Origin of the sequence: Marivivens sp. LCG002, from assembly GCF_030264275.1 — a bacterium.
Classification (GTDB): Bacteria; Pseudomonadota; Alphaproteobacteria; order Rhodobacterales; family Rhodobacteraceae; genus Marivivens.
In genome coordinates, this window is record NZ_CP127165.1 from 2,262,884 (window position 1) to 2,289,161 (window position 26,278).

General features: G+C 58.7%; 22 protein-coding genes and 2 tRNA genes. 16 read left to right on the top strand and 8 right to left on the bottom strand.

Annotated elements, in window-relative coordinates; translation table 11 throughout:
* Positions 1 to 213 precede the first annotated feature (213 nt).
* From mdh to QQG91_RS11265, 11 genes are all read left to right on the top strand, one after another.
* Positions 214 to 1,176 carry a malate dehydrogenase gene (gene mdh / locus QQG91_RS11215; protein WP_285770315.1) on the top strand — a complete coding sequence of 321 codons (963 nt, stop codon included), beginning with the start codon at positions 214 to 216 and terminating at the stop codon, positions 1,174 to 1,176.
* Positions 1,177 to 1,360: 184 nt separating this feature from the next.
* Positions 1,361 to 2,596: an MFS transporter gene (locus QQG91_RS11220; protein ID WP_285770316.1), complete on the top strand. Its 1,236-nt coding sequence runs from the start codon at positions 1,361 to 1,363 to the stop codon at positions 2,594 to 2,596.
* Positions 2,597 to 2,654: 58 nt separating this feature from the next.
* Positions 2,655 to 3,890: a peptidase T gene (gene pepT, locus QQG91_RS11225; RefSeq protein WP_285770317.1), complete on the top strand. Its 1,236-nt coding sequence runs from the start codon at positions 2,655 to 2,657 to the stop codon at positions 3,888 to 3,890.
* On the top strand, positions 3,887 to 4,567 hold the full coding sequence (locus tag QQG91_RS11230) for a class I SAM-dependent methyltransferase (RefSeq protein WP_285770318.1): 681 nt from the start codon (positions 3,887 to 3,889) through the stop codon (positions 4,565 to 4,567). Before pepT ends, QQG91_RS11230 begins: the two co-directional genes overlap by 4 nt.
* Before the next feature lie 165 nt (positions 4,568 to 4,732).
* Complete coding sequence (gene sucC / locus QQG91_RS11235; RefSeq protein ID WP_285770319.1) at positions 4,733 to 5,929, top strand: ADP-forming succinate--CoA ligase subunit beta; 1,197 nt, start codon at positions 4,733 to 4,735, stop codon at positions 5,927 to 5,929.
* A gap of 303 nt (positions 5,930 to 6,232) precedes the next feature.
* On the top strand, positions 6,233 to 7,114 hold the full coding sequence (gene sucD / locus QQG91_RS11240) for a succinate--CoA ligase subunit alpha (protein ID WP_285770320.1): 882 nt from the start codon (positions 6,233 to 6,235) through the stop codon (positions 7,112 to 7,114).
* A gap of 195 nt (positions 7,115 to 7,309) precedes the next feature.
* A complete protein-coding gene (locus tag QQG91_RS11245; RefSeq protein WP_285770321.1) occupies positions 7,310 to 10,267 on the top strand; it encodes a 2-oxoglutarate dehydrogenase E1 component in 2,958 nt (985 codons plus the stop codon).
* A gap of 3 nt (positions 10,268 to 10,270) precedes the next feature.
* Positions 10,271 to 11,473: a 2-oxoglutarate dehydrogenase complex dihydrolipoyllysine-residue succinyltransferase gene (gene odhB / locus QQG91_RS11250; protein WP_285770322.1), complete on the top strand. Its 1,203-nt coding sequence runs from the start codon at positions 10,271 to 10,273 to the stop codon at positions 11,471 to 11,473.
* Positions 11,474 to 11,569: 96 nt separating this feature from the next.
* Positions 11,570 to 11,983 carry an MAPEG family protein gene (locus QQG91_RS11255; RefSeq protein ID WP_285770323.1) on the top strand — a complete coding sequence of 138 codons (414 nt, stop codon included), beginning with the start codon at positions 11,570 to 11,572 and terminating at the stop codon, positions 11,981 to 11,983.
* Between the two features lie 26 nt (positions 11,984 to 12,009).
* Complete coding sequence (gene lpdA / locus QQG91_RS11260) at positions 12,010 to 13,398, top strand: dihydrolipoyl dehydrogenase (RefSeq protein ID WP_285770324.1); 1,389 nt, start codon at positions 12,010 to 12,012, stop codon at positions 13,396 to 13,398.
* Positions 13,399 to 13,568: 170 nt separating this feature from the next.
* Positions 13,569 to 14,435, top strand: coding sequence for a tellurite resistance TerB family protein (locus tag QQG91_RS11265; RefSeq protein ID WP_285770325.1), 867 nt, complete (start codon positions 13,569 to 13,571; stop codon positions 14,433 to 14,435).
* On the opposite strand, the gene QQG91_RS11270 is transcribed toward QQG91_RS11265, so the two are convergent.
* Together QQG91_RS11270 and QQG91_RS11275 are read right to left on the bottom strand one after the other, a co-directional pair.
* Entirely contained in the window at positions 14,404 to 15,054 is a 651-nt protein-coding gene (locus tag QQG91_RS11270; protein WP_285770326.1) for a GntR family transcriptional regulator, read from the bottom strand. The genes QQG91_RS11265 and QQG91_RS11270 overlap by 32 nt on opposite strands.
* A gap of 30 nt (positions 15,055 to 15,084) precedes the next feature.
* A complete protein-coding gene (locus QQG91_RS11275) occupies positions 15,085 to 15,777 on the bottom strand; it encodes a M48 family metallopeptidase (RefSeq protein ID WP_285770327.1) in 693 nt (230 codons plus the stop codon).
* A 106-nt stretch (positions 15,778 to 15,883) separates the two neighbouring features.
* Between QQG91_RS11275 and QQG91_RS11280 the strand changes: the two genes are divergently transcribed.
* The 3 genes from QQG91_RS11280 to QQG91_RS11290 all read left to right on the top strand — a co-directional run bounded on the left by QQG91_RS11280 (position 15,884) and on the right by QQG91_RS11290 (position 16,496).
* The gene (locus QQG91_RS11280; RefSeq protein ID WP_285770328.1) at positions 15,884 to 16,204 is read left to right on the top strand and encodes an FYDLN acid domain-containing protein; all 321 of its coding nucleotides are present in this window, start codon (positions 15,884 to 15,886) and stop codon (positions 16,202 to 16,204) included.
* A gap of 102 nt (positions 16,205 to 16,306) precedes the next feature.
* Positions 16,307 to 16,382, top strand: a tRNA-Ala gene (locus tag QQG91_RS11285).
* 38 nt (positions 16,383 to 16,420) lie between these two features.
* Positions 16,421 to 16,496 (top strand) — tRNA-Ala (locus QQG91_RS11290).
* Between the two features lie 13 nt (positions 16,497 to 16,509).
* Here QQG91_RS11290 and QQG91_RS11295 read toward each other — a convergent pair.
* Complete coding sequence (locus QQG91_RS11295; protein WP_285770329.1) at positions 16,510 to 17,895, bottom strand: phosphomannomutase; 1,386 nt, start codon at positions 17,893 to 17,895, stop codon at positions 16,510 to 16,512.
* Positions 17,896 to 18,057: 162 nt separating this feature from the next.
* On the opposite strand from QQG91_RS11295, the gene QQG91_RS11300 reads away from it, so the two are divergent.
* Entirely contained in the window at positions 18,058 to 18,324 is a 267-nt protein-coding gene (locus tag QQG91_RS11300) for a spike base protein, RCAP_Rcc01079 family (RefSeq protein ID WP_285770330.1), read from the top strand.
* The gene (locus QQG91_RS11305) at positions 18,324 to 19,268 is read left to right on the top strand and encodes a phage head spike fiber domain-containing protein (RefSeq protein WP_285770331.1); all 945 of its coding nucleotides are present in this window, start codon (positions 18,324 to 18,326) and stop codon (positions 19,266 to 19,268) included. The genes QQG91_RS11300 and QQG91_RS11305 overlap by 1 nt, the downstream gene beginning before the upstream one ends.
* Here QQG91_RS11305 and QQG91_RS11310 read toward each other — a convergent pair.
* The 5 genes from QQG91_RS11310 to QQG91_RS11330 form a co-directional block, all read right to left on the bottom strand.
* On the bottom strand, positions 19,178 to 21,196 hold the full coding sequence (locus QQG91_RS11310) for a glycosyltransferase (RefSeq protein WP_285770332.1): 2,019 nt from the start codon (positions 21,194 to 21,196) through the stop codon (positions 19,178 to 19,180). The genes QQG91_RS11305 and QQG91_RS11310 overlap by 91 nt on opposite strands.
* Positions 21,193 to 22,386 carry a lipopolysaccharide biosynthesis protein gene (locus tag QQG91_RS11315; RefSeq protein ID WP_285770333.1) on the bottom strand — a complete coding sequence of 398 codons (1,194 nt, stop codon included), beginning with the start codon at positions 22,384 to 22,386 and terminating at the stop codon, positions 21,193 to 21,195. The genes QQG91_RS11310 and QQG91_RS11315 overlap by 4 nt, the downstream gene beginning before the upstream one ends.
* A complete protein-coding gene (locus QQG91_RS11320; protein WP_285770334.1) occupies positions 22,380 to 23,690 on the bottom strand; it encodes an O-antigen ligase family protein in 1,311 nt (436 codons plus the stop codon). The genes QQG91_RS11315 and QQG91_RS11320 overlap by 7 nt, the downstream gene beginning before the upstream one ends.
* Entirely contained in the window at positions 23,590 to 24,564 is a 975-nt protein-coding gene (locus tag QQG91_RS11325; protein ID WP_285770335.1) for a glycosyltransferase, read from the bottom strand. Before QQG91_RS11325 ends, QQG91_RS11320 begins: the two co-directional genes overlap by 101 nt.
* Positions 24,565 to 24,648: 84 nt before the next feature.
* Entirely contained in the window at positions 24,649 to 26,184 is a 1,536-nt protein-coding gene (locus QQG91_RS11330; RefSeq protein ID WP_285770336.1) for a cryptochrome/photolyase family protein, read from the bottom strand.
* Between the last annotated feature and the right edge of the window lie 94 nt (positions 26,185 to 26,278).

Here is a 26,278-nt window from a genome sequence, read left to right on the forward strand (position 1 = left end):
GAAACCTGTCGCCTCCAAAACAGAATCAGTGCCGATCCAGGGGTTGATTCCCCTCCCCAACGGCGCCTTTGTCGCCCGATTTGTGATCACGTTTAGCGCAAACATATCCAATGTTGTAGTCCAATACCCTCGCCGCGCCGCAGCACCCTTGATTGAGGCGCAACAAAGGACTAGGCAATGCCCCGTCTTTAACCCCTATGAAGGACGGAATTCATGGCTCGACCCAAGATTGCCCTTATCGGCGCTGGCCAAATCGGTGGCACCCTTGCTCACCTCGCAGCGATCAAGGAACTCGGTGACGTTGTTCTCTTTGATATCTCGGAAGGCACCCCGCAGGGCAAAGCCCTCGACATCGCCGAATCCGGCCCCTCGGAGGGCTTTGACGGCACGTTCAAAGGCACCAACGACTATGCCGACATCGCAGGCGCTGATGTTTGCATCGTGACCGCCGGCGTTCCGCGCAAACCGGGCATGTCCCGTGATGACCTTCTGGGCATCAACCTCAAAGTCATGAAGTCGGTTGGCGAAGGCATCAAAGCCCACGCTCCGAACGCTTTCGTGATCTGCATCACCAACCCGCTCGACGCGATGGTTTGGGCGCTCCAGCAGTTCTCGGGCCTTCCGACCAACAAGGTCGTCGGCATGGCAGGCGTTCTGGACTCGGCTCGCTTCCGTCACTTCCTCTCGGTCGAATTCGGCGTATCCATGCGCGACGTTACCGCCTTTGTTCTCGGCGGCCACGGCGACACGATGGTTCCTTCGGTTCGTTACTCGACCGTTGGCGGCATCCCGCTCCCCGATCTGGTCGAAATGGGCTGGACCACTCAGGACAAGCTCGACGCCATCGTCCAGCGCACCCGTGACGGCGGCGCAGAGATCGTCGGCCTGCTGAAGACCGGTTCGGCATTCTATGCCCCCGCGACTTCTGCCATCGAGATGGCAGAAGCCTTCCTCAAGGACCAGAAGCGCGTTCTTCCCTGCGCAGCATACTGCGACGGCGAGATCGGCGTAAAAGGCATGTATGTCGGCGTTCCGACCATCATCGGCGCAAACGGCGTCGAGAAGGTCATCGACATCAAGCTCAACAAGGAAGAGCAAGAGATGTTCGACAAGTCGGTCGCAGCTGTTAAGGGCCTCGTCGAAGCCTGCAAGGCCATCGACGGTTCGCTCAACTAAGAGACCGATCGAAAGATCACGAATTCAGAGGGCGGCCTTCGGGTCGCCCTTTTGCTTGGGTAAAGTAAAATTTTACCTCTCTCCCTTGACTTCCCAAAGTGTTTGCCGCCATTTTTCGGCGACGGAGCTGACCACGGACCGTGGCCATTATTCCTTTCTCCGAAAATAACGAAAAGATTGTATTATGACGTCTTCGACTGGGGTCAGCCTTGGGCTTGTGACCTATATCGCTTTGATTTTTTCAATGGGTGCGCTCGGGATTGACGGCTTGCTGCCTGCGCTCCCGCAAATTGCGACCGAATTGACGCCTGACGCACCGAACCTTGCGCCGCTGACTGTGTCGATCTTTGTCGCCGGCATCGGCATGGGTTTTATCGCGGGAGGTCCACTCACGGACCGCTTCGGACGCAAAAGGATGACGCTGATCGGTTGCGGCATCTACCTCTCGGGTGCGGTCAGCGTGATTTTTGCGCCCCAGCTCGAAACGGTTCTGATCGCCCGAGCACTTCAGGGGTCGGGAGCCGCGATCGCACATGTTGCCATCACGGGAATGGTGCGGGATCAGTTTTCCGGCGCACGCATGGCCAAGATCATGAGTTTTGCCATGATGATCTTCTCTCTCGCACCCGCCGTCGCCCCTTTGATCGGGCAATTCATCCTCAAACTGGGCGATTGGCGGCTGATCTTTATTGCCTATAGCTTCTATGGTGCTCTTGCGATTGCGATCACCTATTTTGCCCGCAAAGAGACCCTTTTGCCCGAAAACCGTAGACCGATTTCGCCGACGGCGATCTGGGGTGGCGTCAAAGAGTCGTTTTCGCATGACGTCTTCCGACGCGCGATCATGCTCCAGACGCTCTGCATGGGTCTCGTCTTCGCTTCGATTGCAAATCTCCAGCAAATCTTTGAACAGGCCTTTGATCGCGGCGAAAGCTTTCCGCGCTGGTTCGCGCTTATTGCCTTGATGGTGTTCCTGTCTTCCTTCCTGAACGGTTTGCTGGTGGAAAAACTCGGACCTGCACGCGTGATCAAGACTTTGCTTCTTGTGCAAAGCGTCAACCTCGTAATCGGCACAACCGCCATCGTTTTGGGCGGCATGGGCGATACCGCACTCTTCGTCGTCTTTTTGCTTTCGATCCTCGGGGTCTTCATGACGCCCGGATTGGCGGCGGGAAATTTGAACGCCATCGCTCTTGTCCCCTTGGGCCATGTCGCGGGCACCGCAAGTTCTGTGATCGCCTCCATTTCGACCTTGGTCGGGGCGATGGCCAGTATTCCCGTAACGCTAATGTTCGACGGCACGCCCGTGCCCCTCATGCTGACGGCAACGGTAACGACCTTGATCGCGGTCTTCGTCTCGCGCAAGCTTACGGACCCTACGAGCCCTGCGCCTCTGCCTGTTTCGGGCCATACCGTCTAACCGCAATTGACACCGCAGAGCGGTCAGGCACATTCGCCGTCGATACAGGGAGTGCAGGATGAATACCTTCAACGCAGAGCTAGAGACCCGTCTTTGCCGCTATGCCGCCATCGACAGCCAATCGGACGCCGATAGCGCGTCGAGCCCGTCTACGGACATTCAGTTCGGGATGCTCAATCTCTTGCGGGACGAGCTTGTCGAAATCGGTGCCCAAGAGGTGACGCTGACCGATTACGGCACCGTACTTGCAACCATTCCCGCGACCTGCGACGGCCCCACGATCGGATTTCTGGCCCATGTGGACACCGCCCCCCAGTTCAACGCCACGGGCGTCAAACCCCGCGTGATCAAGGGATACAACGGCGGCACTATTACCTTTCCCGACAATCCCGAGCTTTCCATGTCGCCCGAGCAGTTTCCTTATCTGGCCCAAAAGGTCGGCGAGGACCTGATCACGGCCTCGGGGCTGACGCTTCTCGGGGCGGACGACAAAGCAGGGGTCGCCATCATCATGACAGCCGCGCGCCATTTGCTCGCGAACAAGGATATTCCGCACGGCAAAATCAGGATTGCCTTTACGCCTGACGAGGAAATCGGTCGTGGCGTGGATGCGGCATTGCCAAAAGACCTTGGCGTCGATTGGGCCTATACCTTTGACGGTGGTGCCAAAGGCGAGATCGAATTCGAGACCTTTTCCGCAGATGGAGCCGTGATCACGATCAACGGCGTCTCGATCCATCCTGGTTATGCAAAAGACAAACTCGTCAATGCCACGCATCTGGCCGCCAAGATTGTTCAAACCCTGCCGCAATGGTCGATGACCCCCGAAACCACCAGCGGTCGCCAAGGTTTCGTCCATGTGGTGGATATGACGGGCACGAGCACGCAAATGGTGATCCGCCTGATCCTCCGCGACTTCGAGAGAGAGGGGCTCGAGGCCAAGGGACAGATGGTGCGCGATGTTTGCGCCGCTGTCGCCGCAACCGAACCTAGAGCCGAGATCACCTGCGAGATCAAAGCCCAGTATCGCAATATGCGCTATTGGCTTGAAAAAGACATGACGCCGGTCGATCTCGCAAGAGAGGCGGCCCGTGATCTGGGCCTTGACCCGCTCTCTGTGCCGATCCGCGGCGGCACGGATGGATCGCGGCTCACCGAAATGGGCGTCCCCTGCCCCAACCTCTTTACGGGGATGCAGAACATTCACGGCCCGCTCGAGTATGTCTCGGTTCAGGACATGGCCGCGGCGACAGATCTTTGCCTCGCCATCGCCAGACGGGCCGCGCAAAAATGACGCTCTCTCCCTACGAGGTAGAGGGGTTTTATGACCGTGCGCTGGAGAACGGCAAGCACCGCGATATCGTCGGCGGACGGTGGGACGAAACGGGCCGCGTGCAGATGCAGATTTTGCGCGACATGGGTCTTCAGCCCGATGATGTGCTTTTGGACATCGGTGCAGGGTCGCTCAGGCTGGGATGCAAGGCGATCGAGTATCTGGAACCCGGTCATTACTGGGCCACGGATGCATCGCGCGCCCTCATGCTCCGTGGCCGCGAGGTCGAGCTTGTCGATCCCTCCCGCCTCTCGGAAGCGCAGCTGATCGAGGACAAGACCTTTGACTTTGTCGGGGTCTCGGATGACGTGACCCATGCGATCTGTTTCGCTGTCTTTACCCATCTTCCGATCAGTCACCTTGCGCGTGCGCTGAAAAACCTACGGCGTGCCTTTCCGAAACTCGGACAATTTGCCTTTACCGTCTTTCTTGCTCCCGACCGCGAAGCGCTCGGCAAACCTTACCGTCAAAAGGACGGGGTGGTGACGCATCCAGCGCGTGCCCCCTATCATTTCCTCGCCGAAGATGTGCTTGCCACCGCGCAAGAGGCCGGCTGGGAGATCAGCGCCGATCCCATGATGCTCCCCAGAGGTCAGGCTCTTTACCTTGGACGGATCTGTCAAAAAGACGAATCTTAGAGCCTCATCCGCGACACTGATCCTCGTCGCCTGATTTTGTGATCACACCTTAAAAATCTGTGATCACAAATGTCGGGTTTTACCGCTCACAGTTAAAATAGTCGTTCTGCGATACGTTTTAGTGTGCTTAGTGGGACAAAATCAAAGCACAGCGAGGATCACTCGATGAACATTCACGAATATCAAGCCAAAGCGCTCCTGCGCAGTTATGGCGCTCCGGTTTCGGACGGTCGCCCCGTTCTGAAGGCTGAGGATGCAAAGCGCGCAGCAGGCGAGCTTGACGGTCCTCTTTGGGTCGTAAAGTCCCAGATCCATGCAGGCGGCCGCGGCAAGGGCAAATTCAAAGAGCCCGAAGCCGGTGAAAAAGGCGGCGTTCGTTTGGCCAAGTCGGTTGAAGAAGCAGCCGAGCTCGCCAAGCAGATGCTCGGCAAGACCCTCGTGACCCACCAGACCGGCCCCGCCGGCAAGCAGGTCAACCGCATCTACATCGAAGACGGCTCCGACATCGAGCGTGAACTCTATCTCGCTCTGCTCGTCGATCGTCAGTCCTCGCGTATTTCGTTCGTATGCTCGACCGAAGGCGGCATGGACATCGAAGAAGTTGCAGCTTCGACCCCCGAAAAGATCCTCTCGTTCTCGGTTGATCCCGCAACCGGCTACCAGCCCTACCACGGCCGCCGCATTGCCTTTGCTCTCGGTCTCAAGGGTGCTCAGGTCAAGCAGTGCGTTGCTCTGATGGGCAACCTTTACCGTGCCTTCACCGAGAAGGACATGGAGATGCTCGAAATCAACCCGCTGATCGTTCTCGAAGGTTCGGGCGATCTCAAGGTGCTCGACGCCAAGGTCGGTTTCGACGGCAACGCGATCTATCGTCACCCCGATATCGCAGAGCTTCGTGACGAAACCGAAGAAGACCCCAAGGAACTCGCCGCTTCCAAGTTCGACCTGAACTACATCGCGCTTGACGGCGAAATCGGCTGCATGGTGAACGGTGCCGGTCTTGCAATGGCGACCATGGACATCATCAAGCTCTATGGCGCAGAGCCCGCAAACTTCCTCGACGTAGGTGGCGGCGCGACCAAAGAGAAAGTCACCGAAGCCTTCAAGATCATCACCTCGGACCCGAACGTTAAGGGTATCCTCGTGAACATCTTCGGCGGCATCATGCGCTGCGACGTCATCGCAGAGGGCGTTATCGCTGCTGTCAAAGAAGTCGGCCTCAAAGTTCCGCTCGTTGTGCGCCTCGAAGGCACCAACGTGGAGCTTGGCAAGGACATCATCAACAATTCCGGTCTCGACGTGATCGCTGCTGACAACCTCAGCGACGGCGCCGAAAAGATCGTGAAAGCTGTAAAGGGCTAAATCATGCGTGCAGCCTCGCTCATCGCTGTTCTGTTTGTATCCGGTTGTGTTGGTATTGCTGAAAACGCCGAAGGCAACTTGGGTGCCGGCTACCAACCCCTTCCGGGTGGAAGCGTAGCAGCAGCGGTGGGGGCTCCAATGGTCGAAACATGGACCTTTAGCTGCCGTGAAGGAGCAACTCTCGTCGTCGGTCCGAACAACTCGGCGACTTGCACCACATCGGCCGTGGCCACGCTGTCCCACTAAGGAACCAAGGTCCGGCAGGGTCGGACTTCTAGTCAAACGAATTTAGGAGCCAAAACAATGGCAATCCTCGTAAACGAAAACACCAAAGTCATCTGTCAGGGCTTCACCGGCTCGCAGGGCACGTTCCACTCGGAACAAGCAATCGCATACGGCACCAAGATGGTCGGCGGCGTCACCCCCGGTAAGGGCGGCTCGAACCACCTCGGCCTTCCCGTGTTCGACTCCGTCCACGAAGCCAAGCACGTCACCGAAGCGAATGCGACCGTGATTTATGTTCCGCCGCCCTTCGCAGCGGACTCGATCCTCGAAGCGATCGACGCCGAAATGGAACTCATCGTCTGCATCACCGAAGGCATTCCGGTGCTCGACATGATGAAGGTCAAGCGCGCGCTCGTCGACTCCAAGTCGCGCCTCATCGGTCCGAACTGCCCCGGCGTCATCACTCCCGATGCCTGCAAGATCGGCATTATGCCCGGCCACATCCACAAGCGTGGTTCGGTCGGTGTCGTGTCCCGTTCGGGCACCCTGACCTATGAAGCCGTAAAGCAGACCGCAGACATCGGCCTCGGCCAGTCGACCGCAGTCGGCATCGGCGGCGACCCGATCAAGGGCACCGAGCACATCGACGTCCTCGACATGTTCCTCAACGACGATGAAACCCAGTCGATCATCATGATCGGTGAAATCGGCGGCTCTGCAGAAGAAGAAGCAGCCGAGTTCCTCAAGGAGCAGAAGAAAAAAGGCCGCTGGAAGCCCGTTGCAGGCTTCATCGCGGGCCGCACCGCTCCTCCGGGACGCCGCATGGGTCACGCCGGTGCTATCGTAGCAGGCGGCAAGGGCGACGCTGAATCCAAGATCGAAGCCATGCGCTCGGCAGGTATCATCGTAGCCGACAGCCCTGCGACGCTTGGCGAAGCCGTGCTCAAGGCTATCGGCTAACCCCAATGTGGCGCCTGCGCACCCTCAGCAACATCACCGGGACGCGAGAAACCCTCGCGGCCCGGCTCTTTGTTGGGCTGATCGGTTTGCTTGCGCTTATTCTGTGGGCTGCAATCGCCTCTGCCCAATCGGGCGTCGGCGCTGCGCAATCCGCAACTCCCCCAATCCCCGCGACCTCGAATTGAGGACATCCCAATGAACGATCAATCTCCTAACGACGTGTTCCATGCCTCCTCCTTCCTGCAAGGACACAATGCGGACTATATCGAGCAGCTTTATGCCCGTTATGCCGACAACCCCGGTGCCGTCGATGAGACGTGGCGCGCGTTTTTTGCATCCTTGGGCGACGCCCCTGCCGATGCGAAATCCGAAGCTGCTGGCGCATCCTGGAGCCGCCTTGACTGGCCGCCCGTACCGAATGACGACCTGACTGCCGCTCTCGACGGCCAGTGGCCCGCAGATGCCAAGGCCGCAGGAGACAAGATCAAAGCCAAGGCCGCCGAAAAGGGCGTCGAGATCAGCGAAGCCCAGCTGCGCAGCGCCGTGCTCGACTCGATCCGCGCTCTGATGATCATCCGCGCCTATCGCATCCGCGGTCACCTTGTGGCCGACCTCGATCCGCTTGGAATGTCCAAGAACGAGCCGCACCCCGAGCTCGACCCCAAGACCTATGGCTTCACCGCCACCGACATGGATCGCCCGATCTTTATCGACAACGTGCTCGGTCTCGAAGTCGCGACGATGAACGAGATCCTTGCAGTGCTTCGCCGCACCTACTGCGGCACCTTCGCGCTCCAGTATATGCACATCTCGAACCCCGAAGAAGCAGGTTGGCTCAAAGAGCGGATCGAAGGCTTCGGCAAGGAAATCACCTTTACCCAGAACGGCCGCAAAGCCATCCTGAACAAGCTCGTCGAAGCCGAAGGGTTCGAAAAGTTCCTGCATGTGAAATACATGGGAACCAAGCGCTTCGGTCTTGATGGCGGCGAAGCTCTGATCCCCGCGATGGAACAGATCATCAAGCGCGGCGGTGCGCTTGGCGTGCAGGAAATCATCATCGGCATGCCGCACCGTGGCCGTCTGAACATCCTCGCCAACGTGATGAGCAAGCCCTATCGCGCGATCTTCAACGAATTCCAGGGCGGCTCGTTCAAGCCCGAGGACGTCGATGGATCGGGCGACGTGAAGTATCACCTCGGTGCCTCGTCGGACCGTGAGTTCGACGGCAACAAGGTTCACCTTTCGCTGACCGCGAACCCCTCACACCTCGAAGCCGTAAACCCTGTTGTGCTCGGCAAGGCCCGCGCCAAGAGCGACCAGCTCAACGACATGACCCGCTCTTCGGTTCTTCCGATCCTGTTGCATGGCGACGCAGCATTTGCAGGTCAGGGCGTCGTGGCGGAATGCTTCGGTCTTTCGGGTCTTCGCGGCCACCGCACCGGCGGTACGATCCACATTGTTGTGAACAACCAGATCGGCTTTACCACTGCGCCGCACTTCTCGCGCTCGTCGCCCTATCCGACCGACATCGCTCTGATGGTCGAAGCGCCGATCTTCCACGTGAACGGTGACGATCCCGAAGCGGTGGTCCACGCGGCAAAGGTTGCGACCGAATTCCGCCAGAAGTTCCACAAAGACGTTGTGATCGACATCTTCTGCTATCGCCGCTTTGGTCACAACGAAGGCGACGAGCCGATGTTCACCAACCCGGCGATGTATAACCGCATCAAAAAGCACAAGACCACGCTCCAGCTTTATACCGAACGTCTGGTCAAGGACGGTCTTATCCCCGAGGGCGAGATCGAGGATATGAAGGCTGAGTTCCAAGCCCACCTCAACGAAGAGTTCGAGGCAGGCAAGGACTATAAGCCGAACAAGGCCGACTGGCTCGACGGCCGTTGGAGCCATATGGACCGCCAGAAAGAGGGTAACTACCAGCGCGGCGAAACCGCGATCAAGGAAGAGACTCTTCAAGAAGTCGGCAAGGCGCTTGTCAAAGTGCCCGACAACTTCAACCTGCACCGCACGGTCGGGCGTCTGCTTGAAACCAAGGCGCAGATGTTCGAAACCGGCAAAGGGTTCGACTGGGCTACAGGCGAAGCGCTTGCCTTCGGCTCGCTCCAGCTTGAAGGCTATCCGATCCGTCTTGCAGGTCAGGACGCAACGCGCGGCACCTTCTCGCAGCGTCACTCTGCGTTCATCGATCAGGAAACCGAAGAGCGCTACTACCCGCTCAACAACATCCGCGAAGGTCAGGCCCGCTACGAAGTCATCGACTCGATGCTTTCGGAATATGCTGTTCTCGGTTTCGAATACGGCTATTCGCTGGCCGAGCCGAACGCGCTCGTGATGTGGGAAGCCCAATTCGGCGACTTCGCCAACGGCGCCCAGATCATGTTTGACCAGTTCATCTCGTCGGGCGAAAGCAAATGGCTCCGCATGTCGGGTCTCGTCATGCTTCTGCCGCACGGCTTCGAAGGCCAAGGCCCCGAGCACTCCTCGGCGCGTCTCGAGCGCTTCCTCCAGATGTGCGGTCAGGACAACTGGATCGTGGCGAACTGCACCACGCCTGCGAACTACTTCCACATCCTGCGCCGTCAGTTGCACCGCAACTACCGCAAGCCGCTGGTTCTGATGACGCCCAAATCGCTTCTGCGCCACAAGCTCGCGATCTCGGATGTCGAGGATTTCACCACCGGTTCGTCGTTCCACCGCGTCCTTTGGGACGATGCGCAAAAGGGTCATTCGGATACCAAGCTGGTCTCGGACGACAAGATCAAGCGGGTCGTCATGTGCTCGGGCAAGGTCTATTACGATCTTCTCGAAGAGCGTGATGCGCGCGGGATCAACGATGTCTACCTGCTCCGTATCGAACAGTTCTACCCGTTCCCTGCCATGTCGCTCGTCAAAGAGCTTGAGCGTTTCAAGAACGCCGAAATGGTCTGGTGTCAGGAAGAACCCAAGAACCAAGGCGCATGGACCTTTATCGAACCGAATATCGAGTGGGTCCTTACCCGCATCGACGCCAAGCACAAGCGCCCGTCCTATGCCGGTCGCGCCGCCTCGGCATCGCCGGCCACCGGTCTGGCGAGCCAGCACAAAGCCCAACAAACTGCGCTTGTGAACGAAGCGCTGACCATCGAAGGAAAGTAAGTCATGAGCACCGAAGTCCGCGTCCCGACGCTTGGCGAAAGCGTCACCGAAGCCACCGTTGCAACCTGGTTCAAAAAGCCGGGTGATGCAGTCGCAGTCGACGAAATGCTCTGCGAGCTTGAAACCGACAAAGTCACGGTCGAGGTTCCCTCGCCCGTTGCTGGCACTCTCTCGGAAATCATCGCAGCAGAAGGCGAGACCGTTGGCGTTGACGCCCTTCTCGCCCAGATCGCTGCGGGTGATGCACCTGCTGCTGCCGCCCCTGCCGCTGCGGCTCCTGCTGCCGAGGCTCCCAAGGCTGCGGCTGCGCCCGCAGGCAAAGATGTCGAGGATGCTCCCTCGGCCAAGAAGCTGATGGCAGAGAACAACCTCTCGGCTGGTGATGTCACCGGTTCGGGCAAAGACGGCCGCGTCATGAAGTCCGACGTTCTTGCCGCTCTTGCGGCCCCGAAAGCTGCGGCCCCTGCTGCCGCTGCGCCCCGCGCGGCTTCGGCTCCGCAGGACGCTGCCCGCGAAGAGCGCGTAAAGATGACCAAGCTGCGCCAGACCATCGCGCGCCGCCTCAAGGAGTCGCAGAACACCGCCGCCATGCTTACCACCTATAACGAAGTGGACATGTCGGGCGTTATGGAGCTGCGCAACGAATACAAGGACCTCTTCTTCAAGAAGCACGGCGTCAAGCTTGGCTTCATGTCCTTCTTCGTCAAAGCCTGCACCCACGCTCTCAAAGAAATCCCCGAGGTGAACGCAGAGATCGACGGCACGGACGTCGTCTACAAGAACTACGTGAACATGGGCGTTGCCGTCGGCACCCCCACCGGTCTCGTTGTTCCTGTTGTCCGTGATGCCGACCAGATGAGCTTTGCCGCCATCGAGAAGGAAATCGCCGAACTCGGTGTCAAAGGCCGCGACGGCAAGCTTTCCATGGCCGAAATGCAGGGCGGCACCTTCACCATCTCGAATGGTGGTGTTTACGGCTCGCTCATGTCCTCGCCCATCCTGAACCCCCCGCAGTCGGGTATCCTCGGCATGCACAAGATTCAGGACCGTCCGGTTGTGGTAAACGGCCAGATCGTCATCCGTCCGATGATGTATCTCGCCCTGTCCTATGACCACCGTATCGTCGACGGCAAAGGCGCCGTGACCTTCCTCGTCCGCGTCAAAGAAGCGCTCGAGGACCCGCGTCGCCTCCTGATGGATCTCTGATTCACTTTGGCCTGAACCTATTCAGACCGTCCCAAGCCTTCAGGTTCGCGGGGGGTGTTTGCCCCCCGCTCTCCTTTCCCCAAAGCGGACCCGATCATGACCCCAGAACTGAAAGTTCTCGCACTTGCCGGCCTCCTTCAGGGGCTTCAATTCGTGCTTATGTCGGTGCCTGCAAATCTTGAACTCGGCGTTGGCAAAACCTCGAGCCCGCGTGACCCCGACCGGCTCGGAAAACCGCTCATGGAGCAGGTGAGCGTCAAAACGGGTCGCCTGTTCCGCGCCATGAACAACCATTTCGAGGCGCTTATCCTCTTTACCATCGCTGTTCTCGTCACTGTCCTCGGAGACGTGACCACGGGATTTTCGGCGATCTGTGCGTGGGTCTATCTCGGCGCACGCGTTCTCTATATCCCTGCCTATTATTTCGGCCTTGCCCCTTGGCGTTCGCTGATCTGGTTCGTAGGCTTTCTCGCAACAATGGCAATGCTCGGCGCGGCTCTTGTCCAATAAGCGCCACGACCACCAAGGAGACTGTTATGTCCAGCTATGACGTTATCATCATCGGCGCCGGCCCCGGCGGTTATGTCAGCGCGATCCGCTGCGCCCAACTCGGCCTCAAGACCGCAGTTGTAGAAGGTCGCGACGCGCTCGGCGGAACTTGCCTCAATGTGGGCTGCATCCCGTCCAAGGCACTCCTGCACGCCTCTCACCAGCTCCACGAAGCAGAGCACAATTTCGCCAAGATGGGCCTCAAGGGCAAATCTCCGTCCGTCGATTGGGACCAGATGCTCGCCTATAAGGACGAAGTGATCTCGGGTAACACCAAGGGCATCGAATTCCTGTTCAAGAAGAACAAGGTCGACTGGATCAAAGGTTGGGCATCGATCCCCGAGCCTGGCAAAGTCAAAGTCGGCGACGACGTTTACGAGACCAAGAACATCGTGATCGCTTCGGGCTCCGAGCCCTCGGCTCTTCCCGGTATCGAAGTGGACGAAGACACCGTCGTTACCTCGACAGGCGCGCTCTCGCTCAAGAAGACCCCCAAGTCGATGGTTGTCATCGGTGCTGGCGTCATCGGTCTCGAACTGGGTTCGGTTTACAAGCGTCTCGGCGCCGAGGTGACTGTTGTGGAATTCCTCGATGCCATCACTCCGGGTATGGACGGCGAAATCCAGAAGACCTTCCAGAAGATGCTCACCAAGCAGGGTCTCAAGTTTGTCATGGGTGCCGCCGTTCAGGGAGTCACCAAAGGCAAGAACAAGAACACCGTGACCTACAAGCTTCGCAAGGACGACAGCGAGCACACCATTGATGCAGAAGTCGTTCTGGTCGCCACTGGTCGCCGCCCCTATGTATCGGGCCTCGGTCTTGATGCGCTTGGCGTTGAAATGACCCAGCGCGGCCAGATCGCCACCAACGCGCATTACGCCACCAATATTGCGGGCATCTATGCCATCGGTGATGCCATCGAAGGCCCGATGCTGGCCCACAAGGCCGAAGACGAAGGCATGGCCGTCGCCGAGATCCTTGCAGGTCAGGCAGGCCACGTAAACTATGACGTGATCCCGGGCGTGATCTACACCCACCCCGAGGTTGCCACCGTCGGCAAAACCGAAGAACAGCTCAAGGCAGAAGGCCGCGCCTATAAGGTCGGCAAGTTCTCGTTCATGGGTAACGGTCGCGCCAAGGCCGTCTTTGCGGGCGACGGTTTCGTCAAGATCCTTGCCGACAAGGAAACCGACCGTATCCTCGGCTGTCACCTGATCGGCCCTGCTGCGGGTGATCTTATCCACGAGGTTTGCGTTGCCATGGAATTCGGCGCAGCAGCCGAAGACCTCGCGCGCACCTGCCACGCACACCCGACCTTCTCGGAAGCGATGCGTGAAGCTGCGCTGGCTTGCGGTGACGGAGCAATCCACGCCTAGGGCGCTGGAACACAGTGGGTTCAAGGGCGGCATTCGTGCCGCCCTTTTTCGTTTCACGACGGCGACTGTCTCGGTTTCCTCTGCATTTTCCCCCGAAAACGCACCAAAACGGTCACAAAGCTGCCGAATTGCTTGGGCACTCAGAAAGCATCTGTTCTGCCGGAGTAATTATGAAAAAGTTTTCCCTCGGTGCCGCTGCTGCCACTGCTGCTCTCTTCTTTACCGCGTCTTCTGCCGAGGCGGGTATTCCATATGGCTCGTATGAAGAATTGACCTTTGTCGCCGAAACAGGCGTCTATGCGCCCTCCGGCGACACGACCCTGTCGCTCTGCCGTATTTCGACAAAGCATCACGTTGGATTTATCGGGTTCTGGCGCAATGACGCGGCCTATGTGCTTTCGGAAAGCCAATGCCTTGAGGACGGGTTCTATCGGATCAGCCAAGAAGACATGACCGCCTATCAGGAAACCGGCCTCATTGCTCCCTTGGTTCCAGCCGCGCCGACACTCACAGCACAGGAAATCGCGACCGGATTTTCTGGGACATTTTTACTAGTATTGGCGCTCTTCTTTAAGGTAGCCATCGAATTGCGTGAATTTGTTTCGCGTCGCCGCAGAACGGGAAGCAATACCGCCGCCATCAACACTCTCGCCGCCATGTGTCACATCGCCAAAGCCGACGGCGAAATCGATCCTGCCGAGATCGAAATGATTGGCGCGGTGATTTTCGAGAAAACCGGGCGCCAGTTCTCGATCCAGCAAATCGCACAAATGATCGAACTGACCGAAGACACGCTCGATCCCGAGGACTATGCGGGCTTTGGCGAGGGTTTGACCGAACATGAACGCGAGCGTCTGATCGAAGCGGCCTTGATCGTCGCGGTCGCCGATGGCGAAATCCACCCTGCCGAACATTCGCTCATGATGAACCTCGCTCGCGGATTAAACATTCCCGCGGCGAAATTCCGCAAGGCGCTCCAAAGCGTGGCAGAAGAACTTGCGGGCCTTAGCCCTTCAGCATCCGCAGACCCTGCGTGACATCGGTTCGGACTGCAAGCCTCAGACCGGGCTCGTCCCCTGCCTTGAGTGCGGCGAGGATCAGCTTGTGGTGATAAGGTGGCTCTTTGCGGTTCAGACGACCGTAAAGCTCGCGCATTGTGGGGCCAAGCTGAAGCCAGACCGTTTCCGTCATCGCAAGGATGGCAGGCGCTTGGGCCCGAAGATAGAGCGTGCGGTGAAATTCGAGATTCATGCGGATATAGCCGATCGCGTCGTGACGCGCGACCATCTGGCTTACCCCGTGGTTGATGTTCTCCAATCGGTCGATCAAGGCAAAGTGCGCGCGCGGCAAGGCGCGGCTCGCCAACTCTGGCTCGAGCATCGCACGCAGTGAGGCAAGCTCTTCGATACGATCATTGCTGAGTTCGGGCGTGGACACACGGCCCGAGGACGACAGGAAAAGCGCCCCTTCGGCAACCAAGCGGCGCACCGCTTCGCGTGCTGGCGTCATCGACACATCGAATTGCTTGCCGATCCCCCGAAGCGTGAGGGACTCGCCTGGACGAAGCTCGCCATGCATGACTTGGGTGCGCAAGGCGCGATAGACACGTTCATGCGCGGCGGCGGCCGTATCAATGGGTTTGGTCGGTGAGATCATGGCACTATGTGATCACAAAACCCGTTACCGTCAATTCTCAAACCGAACGCGGTGAAGGCTTTCACCATGTTGCTTGAGCCATTTCCGACAGGCGCGATGCGTCGGGAAAATGCTTTCAACCACATCCCAGAACGCCTGTGAGTGGTTCATTTCAACAAGATGGGCCACCTCATGTGCCACGACATAGTCGAGAACCTCTCGGGGGGCCATGATCAGACGCCAGCTATACATGAGATCACCCGCCGTGGTGCAGGACCCCCACCGCGACCGCGTGTCGCGCAAGGAAAGGCGGCGGTAGGAAACTTCAAGCTCTGATGCATAGCGGTCAGAGGCTTCGGCAAGCCTGTCTCGCGCTTTGGTTCTCAGAAAGGCTTGGACACGCGCGCCGACGCGCTCTGGCTCGTCAGGCAAGATCAGCGTGCCTTCCCGCTCGACCACGCGCCGGACATCACCGACGCGAAGCTCCAGCGTGTTGCCTTGATAGGGAACGCTGCTCCCCAGTCGCGGGACAACGACATCCCCCAAGCCGCCGAGATGACCGCGCAACCACTCTTCCCGCGAGGCGACAAAAGCCCGTCCTTCGGATTCGGCCACCCCGTGCGGCATGGTCAGCGTCACCCGCCCATCGAGCCGCGAGATTCGCAGCGATAACCGACGCGCCCGCCCCGAGCGGCGCACGCCTACCTCGATTGGGGGGTTGCCAACAACAATCTGTCGTCCCATATGACCTTCAAACCAGTTATATCGCCAAAGGCTTTGACACCTGCGTCAGCTTATGGCAGTTGGCGACGATTCACTGCAAGTGCTCTAGAGATTTGAAGGGACTGTCATGCCCAAGGAAGAATGGGGAACAAAGCGTATCTGCCCGACCACCGGCAAGCGTTTCTATGACCTCAACGCTGATCCGATCGTAAGCCCGTATACCGGCGAGATCGTCACGCTCGACCTCAGCAAGAACCGCACCATGATTGCGGACGCTGAAGACGCTCAGACCAAGAAGATGAAGATCTCGGACGAAGACGATGATCTGATCCTCGACGATGAAGATGATGATGTCGATCTCGACGACGACATTCTCGACGAAGACGAAGACGATGATAACGTCTCGTTCGACGAACTCGGTGACGTCGCCGCTGACGACGACGAATAATTGGTTAGGGGCGAGATTTTTACTCTTGATCTCGCCCTAGCCACCGCGTAGAGACGCGGCACGCAAAATCCAGAATTGCGCGGCAGAAATGCCAACACTGATGGGGCCTTAGCTCAGCTGGGAGAGCGCTTGCATGGCATGCAAGAGGTCACCGGTTCGATCCCGGTAGGCTCCACCAATTCCCGAAGGTAAAGCGACTTGGCTGACCCTTCTGATGGGGCCTTAGCTCAGCTGGGAGAGCGCTTGCATGGCATGCAAGAGGTCACCGGTTCGATCCCGGTAGGCTCCACCAATCCCCCCCTAGATTACCCCAGACGTTCAGACAGCATGCGCATGTATTGCGCGACGATCTCTTCGGCGCGCGCAGTTGTCGCCGCTTGTGCATAGACACGGAACTCGGGCGCATTTCCCGACGGGCGCAGATGCACGACCTCTCCCTTCGTCGTTTTCACGCGAAGCCCGTCCGTTAGATCGAGCGAAGCGATATCACCCGTCGATTTGAAAAAGTCATCGCGCGCCGAGGCAGAGCCAATCAATTCGGCAAGGAGAGCCCCAGCCTTTTCGCGATCTATCTCTTGCACACGATCGGCAGCGGTAAAGACAGGGGGCAAAGTTCCGATCGTCTCTCGCAGCGTTTTGCCCGTCGCTTTGGCGGCCACCAAAGGCGCGATAATCGGCAAAAGGGAATCGCGAGTCATCAGGGGCGCAAGCATCCCTGCCTGATACCCCAACAGAAACCCGCCATTCGCCTCGAACCCGACGACCTTGGCCATGGGGTTATGCGCAAGCACCTCTTCCATAGCGGCAATCACAAAGGGCGAGCCGATGCGGGTCATATGCACCGCGTCGAAGCCCGCAACCAGATTGACCATGTCGTTCGAAGAAACAGGCGTGCAGATCTCTGTCGCCCCAAGATGGAGAGCCGTCAGAACGCCGAGAATATCGCCGGGCACCACGACACCTGCGGCATCCGTCACCATCGGGCGATCTGCATCCCCATCGGTGGAGACAACACTGTCGAGCCCATATTCCTTGCACCATTGCGCGAGCATAGAGCGGGTCGCGGGGTCAACCGCTTCGGTATCGACGGGGATAAACGTGTCCGAATGCGCAAGCGAGACCACTTCGGCCCCAAGTGCACGCAAGGCCGCCTCCATTTCATCACGGGCAACGGACGAGTGGCGATAAACGCCGATCCTAAGCTCGCCAAGCGCGGCAGGGCCAAAAGCGGCAGCATAGCGTTCGACATAAGTTGCAGCGGCCTGCGGGGCAGCCTCGAGCGTGCCTTTAGACATCGGGAGGGTGGAGCCGTTCTCGGCTGCTGCGACGATCGCCGCCTCATCTGCCTTGGAGATTTCACCGCTCGGGACATAGAATTTGAGCCCGTTCCGATCGGCAGGAATATGGCTTCCCGTGATCATAATGGCCGAGGCTTTCGCCCCCAAAGAAGCCAAGGCCAATGCGGGCGTGGACAGAGCGCCGCAATCGACGACACGCAAACCCGCCGAAAGCGCAGCCTCGATAACATTCTCCGCGATCCGAGGCGAAGACGGTCGCAAATCACGGCCGACAAAGAGCGCCCCGCCATTGGGACAGGCTGCCAGAAACGCATGGGTATATCGGGCGACAAGTTCGGGGGTGAGTTCCGTTACCAAACCGCGCAAACCACTTGTGCCGAACGAAGGAGCCATTCTGAAAACCTCTGTAAATCAATGGATTTTCTTAGACCAGCACGAGGCGAAATCGTCAATTGCCTTGAGGAGTTAACAGGTTCCTAATGCAAAGTTCGGACGCGAAGCGCCTCGTTAAGGGGGCGGGGGTATTCTCCTTGATCAGCTCAAGAGGAGAATAAAATGTCTGCAAAAGATCACTTTCGCACCCAGAACCGTAGTCGCGCAGGCGGGCCTTCGCATCTCGTCAATGTCGTGCCAAGCGATGAAGAGGATCTGCCTTTCGTCACCCAGTGGCTCTATCTTGCGACCCAAGGGGCGCTGACCATCACGACATCGGGCGGCGAGACGCTCACGACACCTGTCCTTCAGGCGGGCTGGCATCCCATTGAAGTGAGCCGACTTCATCAAACAGGCACGACTGCAACCGGAATCATGGCGGGCTGGTGATGCGGGTATCGCTTCTTCAAAATGCAGTGCGCCGCCCCGCGTTCCACTCTGCGCATGCCGTCGGTGGCATAGACCCCGTCGCTGTTTGGGACTTTGCGCAAGGGGAGTTTCCCCAAGGCTTTGGCCATACACGCGCAAGTGTCGGAATCGGCATAGACGCTATGGGCAATTTCGCCACCATCGGCGCAAACATGCTGCGATATGATCGCAGCAAAGCCCTGCCCGAGGTCATACTGGAGCCGGGTGCGACCAATATCCTAAGCTTTGGCGAGGCCCGGATCGGAGCGGGATGGACACCTTCGGGCGCGAGCGCGGTCAACCTCGCGCTTGATGCGCTTGGACAATTTGCGGGCTGCCGCGTGGCCAGCAATGGCGCGACTTGGCATAGGCTTTTGCATTCGGAACGGCCTGTTCTGGCGTCGGGTGTCCCCTATCGCGTCACATGCTGGCTCGAACTCGGCTCGTCGGATCAAGCGGTGATTATTCTGCGCGATAATACTGGGGGAACGGAATCGAGGCTCCAGACCACCATTTCCGCCGCGACCGTCCAATCAGAGCTTGCGGGTCAGATCACGGACATCTCGACAAGGGTTTCGCTTGGGGTCCTCGAACTCTCTTGCGTCTTTACGCCGAACTTCAGTCGGGATGTGAATTTCGGTATCGGACCCGCATCATCAGTTGCGGGGCAGGATGTCATCATCTTCGGGGCACAGGTAACGATGGGAACTGCACGCTCCACCTATGTGCACAGCTTTGGCGGCGCCGCGACGCGTGCTGCCGATATCGTCACTTGGGCCGCACCCAGCGGAGAGTTCGACCTTCGGCTGACGTTGGGTGATGGAACGCATAGCGATCAGACCAACATCTCGACCAGCTCGTCTTGGGCACCGGAATTGCCGCTGCGGGCCAGCAAACTGGCGCTGTATCCGGTCGGAACACTGTGATCCAGGATCCCGATAACGGCAGCGATGAACGCCTCATCGTCCTCTGCTCGGACAAGGCACGGATGATCGGGAATACCCTCGCCGCCAACGGGCGAAACAACTGTGGGGACCCCTAAATCGATTGTCTCGAACACCTTTATCTTGACCCCCGACCCAAGCCGAAGAGGCGCAAGAGCGACCTCCGCACTCCCGAGGAGAGGCATCGGATCTTCGACAAACCCCGTAAAGGTGACATCATCTGCGGCGTGGTGCAGGAGCCGTTTGCCCGGATGTGCGCCGACGACAAGGATATGCGCTTCGGGGCGTTGCCGTTTGATCTCTGGGAACAGGCTTGTAATCAGGTGGATCGCCGCATCCTCGTTTTCCGCTCGCGCCATATTCCCCCAAAAGACCAGACGCCCCCTCACTGGCTTCGAGCGAGGCGTAGAGGCAAAAGTGCCGCGCACAAGCTGCGCCGAAACAGGAACCAACGTTTTGCAGGACACCAGATCGCAATCCGTTTGACTGAGCGTTTCGACGTTGCACACACCGCGCCATGCGCGTTCTTCCCAGCGCACTGTCCTCCAAGCCTCAAAGCCGAAGAGGAGCGAAAACCTTACACCGTTTTTCATGCGGCGCCGATAGAGGTTCGAGACAACATCATGTTGGCGAAAGGTGAAAAGCGGCCAAAAGTCTTGGGGGATGGCGCCGAGACCCTGAGAGAAATCGGCAAAAAAATCTGTGAATTCGGGCGAGTTCATGTGCTTTGCAACCTGTTGACGCGCCCGCCATCGCCGCGCTGAGGCAAAGGATGGAAGATGTGGATAGGCCAGCGCGCCCAAGATCCGGTCCTTGGGCCCAATCTCCAGCACCTCGACCGTAAGGTTCTTCGGCCAGTCCGGCTGTGGTGGATCAAGCCGATCCAACCTGTTTCGAAACGCAAGAACATGGACCGTGGCATAGTCGCGGGCAAGTTGGAGCAGGTTTTGATAGGCCAGCTTCTGACCCGAGGAGGTTGCGAGAGAATTGGGATTGAAGCCGCAGACAAGGAAAAGATGACGCTCGCCTTTCGGTGAGGGTCGAAGCGGGTGCTGCCGCCAGTCCTGCACCGTTTGCGCCAGATGCGGGAAACAGGTTTCGAACCTCGCGATATCATGGGCAACGTCTTGATTGATGATCGCCGCAAAGTTTGCCCCGATCCGCCCGCGCTCTCCTTTAAAAGCATGTCCGATGTTCACCCGCTTCAGGGGCTCCTTCACCCCTGCAAGATCCAGAACCTCGCGCAACACGCGTTCAGGGTCGGCATGGAGACGCTCGAAGGGAATGACCCTTGTCCTGTCCGGCCCAAGGACAGTCTGCCAACGTGCGATTTGCCCCGCATAATCCTGATAACGCCGCGTTCGGGTATTGCGAAGGTGGCGCAGCTGGTCAAAGGCCGTGGACCGCGCTCCACGATCGAAGCCCGTCTCCATCCGAAGACCCGACCAAGCGCGTTCAGCGGGGTTCTTGGCGACAAACACCACGGCCAGTTCGGGACACAGCCGCGCGAGTGCACGAATACGCCAAATCGCCAAAGGCCCGTAGTCGGGTGCGACCTCCACCAGCGGACCACGCGCCGCGTCAAACCCCGAAAGATAACGGTGGATCGCCCAGACCCGCCCCCTGTCGAAATGATGGGTTTCTTTTGCGTCGGGCAAAGCCACAAGTCCTTGAGCCCGCAATTCGCGATCGAGCCAGGTCGTGCCCGCCTTTTGCGCCCCGATGACAAAGAGGCGCGGCTTGGCCATGCCATTGAATCGCCTCGGGTAAAGCGGCAGCCATAGCACGGCCGCAAGTTCCAGACAGACAGCGACATACTGCAAACATTTCACGAAAAGACCAATCGGCCCCGCGCTTTTGCGATAAGGGTTCGCGCCGAATGACGCCAGAATACGGTCGAAAAATATCATGCCGGACCTCCTTGGTGTGCAATCGCGCTACGGGCCCCGATCCAAAGTCGCAGCTCACTCCTGGACTGCACCGCAAATGTCGCAGCGGCTGCACCGATCGGGCCAAAGACCGCCGCCCCCAAGAGGATCATGGCCGCGCCAACCGCAAGGCTCTGGATCGATACCCGCGCCACCTGCGCTTCGGCGCCCGACATCGACAAAAAGAGCCCCGACGGCCCCGTGAGACCGTTGACCACCTGACCCAGCGCAAGGAGGAGCAAGACGATCTGCATGTCCTCTGCGTTCGGAGCAATGGCACCGAGCAACACACCACCCGCCACCACAAAGACGCCGAAAAGCACGAGGGCCGGCACCCCCGCCATAAGGGCAGCGGTGCGCAAATCCGCGTTGATCGCACTCGCATTCCTCTCGGCATGGTGACGTGCCAAGCGGGGTCCGACGGCAAGCCCTACGGCGCTGTGCACAAAGACGATGATCGAACCCAGCCGCGATGCCGCGAAATAGCCGCCCGCAACCTCGACGCCGCAAAAGGCACCCACGGCGAGCGTGTCGAGATTGGCGAAAAGCGTGCCGCTGAGAGTGCTGATCCAAATCCGGTGGCGCACCCTTGCGACATCAGCGTCCATCGGGGCGCAATCTTCAAAATCTCGAAGCGACCGCATCTGGAGCGCGGCCATCAGAAAGATCGGCGGAATTGCCAAGACGAGGAGCATCGACGTTTGCTGCCCCTGAGGAAATGACATGACGACCCACACGCCGATCATCAGCAAGCCGCGCCACAAGATATCGCGGGGAACGAGCGCACGCACAAACGAACCGCGAGCCCGAAAAATCGCAGCCATGAGGTCGAGCGCCACATAGGCAGGCAAGATCACAAGACCCAGAGCGAAAATCCATTCCCGAAGCACCAATGCCCCGATCAAGGCAAAGAGCAAAGCCGCCGACAACGACTGGCGCAATGCCCTCCACACAAGGACGCGCGAGAAAAAGCCTTGCGAGATGTAACGCGTCAAGGTGAGCGGCCAGCCCAGCGCGCAAATCGGCGTCAAGAGGGCCAGCATCGCCATAACCGTGCCGAAATAGCCGAAGTCCTCGGCGGTAAAGGCACGCCCGACAAACGTCAGCGTCCCGAGCGACAGCGCCGCCGCGCATAGCCGAAGCACAAGACTGAGTGACCCGTCTTTCAGCATGAGAGGTTCCCCTCCACATATCGGGCATAGGCCAGCATCCCCAAAGTCAGAGATGGGCCGACCCAAAGATAGAACGAGGTCAGGATACCGCCGTCCACAAGCCCCGCGACCAGAAGGAGCCCGAAGCAAAGCCGCGCTCGTCTTTGATCGGCAGAGCCTCCTTTGCGGAGCACCCATGCGATAAGTGTGACCATGCACCCCGTGCCCAAAACGCCCCCATACATCCCCAATCGAAGAATGAGGCTTTTGGCGGTCAAAGCGTTTCCCGTTCGCAGATCCTCGCTTACCTCCCACAAATGGGCCAAATTGCTCACGCGCTGGGGAAAGAAAAACACCTCGTTCGACCACCCGACCCCGACGAAGGGATGGTCTATTATGATCGAGAGCGCGGCCTTGTTGTATGTCGCGCGAATGAGAGCCGAGGGGTCTTGGGAAAGCGTGCTGATCCGTTCGAAAACCACGGGCGCGATGATGTCGCGCAGCGCGAGCATGGCCGCCCCGCCCAATAGTCCGATCACCATGATCCGCCATCTGTTCGAGGGCCGCCCCCCGCGCCAGAGATAGAGGCCAACGACAACGGTCAACAGCACTCCGATCAAGGAGGCGGTGGCGAGGACGAGACCAAACCCCACAGACAGAAGCCGCAGCGAAGGCAAGCCGGCAGCAGGATAAATGAACCACGGCACAAAGAGCAGCATCACAAGTTTTGCCAACTCTGCCGGTTCCATCGTCGGTCCCGTCAAGCGGCCGAAGCGGGCGATTGCAGGGCTTCCGTAATTGTCGCGCGCTCCCTCGACAATGGGCCAAAGCAGCGAATGAAGGCCGCCGCGTCCGACAAGCCCGCCGAATTGGATCACAGAGTAGAGACAGGTCAGCAAAAAGGCAGCGATGATGGCCGACTGGATCGCATTCCTCCCGATGAAAAAGGGCAGCGACATGCCGATCAGGACAAGGGCCAGCAGGACGATGGGAACAACCGCCGTTCGCAGCGACTTTGCCAAAGGCTCAAGGCCATATGCACTTAGTCCGAGGGCGGAAAACTGTGCTCCGTTCCAGAGCGTGAGCCCCGTGCAACAGAGCAGGAAAACGGCAACGACCCGCAGGACATCCCCGCCCTGTCCGCGCAAGAGGAACATGCGCGCCCCACCTTGCCACAGGATCATCGGAACAAGAAGGGGAAGCGCATAGAGCCCGAGGTTTGTGTCAAAGTTCCCGAGAAATCCCGGTTTTCGCCAAGCGCAAAACGGCAGGGCGAGAATGAACAGGATCGAAACGAACCGCGTCGGCGCCGCAAGCCTGATCATTCACCTCACTCCTTCTACCGACACTCTTGGCAACCGAGGCACGAAGCCCGCTTTGATACAGCACCCGCAACACACCGCTTGGCAGAATTCGCATGAACAGCCTTAACAAAGGGTAAATGTATGAGAGCGAGAGCATCCCTTGTTGGTTGAAGACCGCGCGCGCATACCATTTGCACTCTTGCAGGCCACGCCGAAGCGACGTGCGGCGCTTGAAGAAACCCGCACCGACCCGCCAACTGAAAAGCGTCTGGGGCACGTTCGCCATTTCGACGCCAAGCTCCGACAGCCGCACAAGAAAAGCGAGATCTTCGGTCAGATAGGCGTCAGGATAGCGTAGCCTTTGATCCTTGAGCAGCGCGCGGCGAAAGCAAAAGGTCGGATGAAGAAGCGGGATAAGCCGCGTCAAGGACGCACGCGCCTCCGAAGGTGTGAGGGGATAGCTCCGCTGCCCACATACAGCTCCCGCTTCGTCGATATCCTGCACCTGACAGCCGACAAGCCCGACATCGGGGTGGGCGCGAAGATAGGCGATCTGTGTCGCAAAGCGGTTGGGAAGCGAAATATCGTCGGCATCCATTCGGAAGACGAACTCCTCCTCCCCCAAGAGATCGATCAAGACATTCAGCGAACGGGCAAGGCCCACGCAGGACGTGTTTTGCCGCACGATGAAAAAGCGGTGCCGATTGAGTTCAAGCCAGATCGTCTGTTCCGCGCTCAGTGGTCCATCACAAGCGAGATAGATATGGATACCACCCGTCCCGCGTTGGGACTCCACGGACCGCAAGGCCGTTTCGAAGTATTCGATGGAATCGCTCCGATGCAATGTCATCAGAACAGCAGCGCGCGGCAACCCAAGATCAGCAGAGTCGAACATGTGAACCTCTCATTCAGGATGAGAGGAAGGTGACCACGCTAAGGTTAATGAACCGCTTACAAAAGGTTTTCAAAGGGTTAACGACTAGGAAAGTGTCGAAAGGAATGCTGCCGCACTCTGGCGATAGGCAATCTGGGTCTCGGGCGCCAGCTTGTCCCACGTACGATAGACAGGCTGAAGCCTCGGGTTCCCGCCGAGTTTGTCACGATTGCGAACGAGGAAATCCCAGTAGAGCGGGTTAAAGGGACAGCACCCTTCGCCGTGCTTCATTTTCACATCATAGGCGCAAGAGCCGCAGTAGTCGGACATTTTGTTGATGTAGTTCCCGCTGGAGGCATAGGGCTTGGACCCCAAAAGCCCGCCATCGGCAAATTGGCTCATGCCGATCGTATTGGGGGCCTCGACCCATTCAAACGCATCGACATAAACGGCCAGATACCATTCATGGACCTCTTTGGGATTGATACCGGCCAGCATCGCGAAATTGCCCGTCACCATGAGCCGCTGGATGTGATGGGCATAGGCCTCGTCCCGTGTCTGACCGATCGCGGCCGAAAGACAGGCCATCTTCGTCTCGCCGTTCCAATAGAACCAAGGCAAAGCTCTTTGGGCCTCGAAATGGTTTTGCTCGGTATAGTCGGGCATTTTGAGCCAGTAGATTCCCCTGATATATTCGCGCCAGCCGATAATCTGGCGGATATAGCCCTCGACCGCATTCAAAGGCGCTTTGCCCTCGTAATAGGCCCTCTCCACCCGACGGCAGAGCAGCAACGGGTCCAAAAGTCCAACGTTGAGGTAAAGGGCAAGGAGCGAGTGATAGAGAAACGGCTCGTCTTTTAGCATGGCGTCCTGATAGTCCCCGAAATTCGGCAATGCCTCGCGGACAAAGGACTCCATCACGGCTTCGGCCTGTTCTGCCGTCACTGCAAACCAGAACGGCTCCAGCGTGCCGAAGTTCTCGGGAAACCGCGCAGTGACCAGTTCGAGAACCTCTTTGGTAATCCCGTCAGGTTCAAATCGCAGCGGGCGCGGCATAAAGAGATCATCGCGCGCGGGCTTGCGGTTTTCTGCATCATAGTTCCATTGCCCGCCCTCGGGCTCGGCCCCCTGCATCAAGAGGCCCGTTTTTCTGCGCATGTCGCGGTAGAAATATTCCATGCGGAGCTGTTTGCGGCCCTCGGCCCAGCGCTCGAATTCCTCATGCGAGGCGATAAACCGATCATCTGCGAGCATCTCGAGTTCGACGCTCTTCGACTTTGCCCAATCGAGGAGAGCCTGTCGCAATCGGTATTCCGAAGGCTCGATGACCGTGATCCGCGATGCGCCCGTCTCGGCAACAAGACGGTCAAGCTCTCCGGTGATAGAGCCTGCGTTATCGGGATCATCGTATCGGGTATAGCGCACATCCCAGCCGTCCTTGCTCAACCGGTCTGCAAAGTGCCGCATTGCGGAGAAGATAAAGGCCAGTTTCTTTTTGTGGTGGGGCACATAGGACGCTTCCTCACGGACTTCTGCCATGAGAACACAAGCATGAGCGGAGGCGCCTGCCCGAAGCGCCGCGCCGCCCAAGCTAAGCTGGTCGCCCAACACGAGAATGATCTGATCGATAGAGATGGTCATCGGCCTCAGATAGCGCCACGGGGCGGCCGATCCAGAGAGGCGCGCTCAATGAACGAAAAAACGCCGAAGCGGTGTCCCCGTTTCGGCGTTTCCA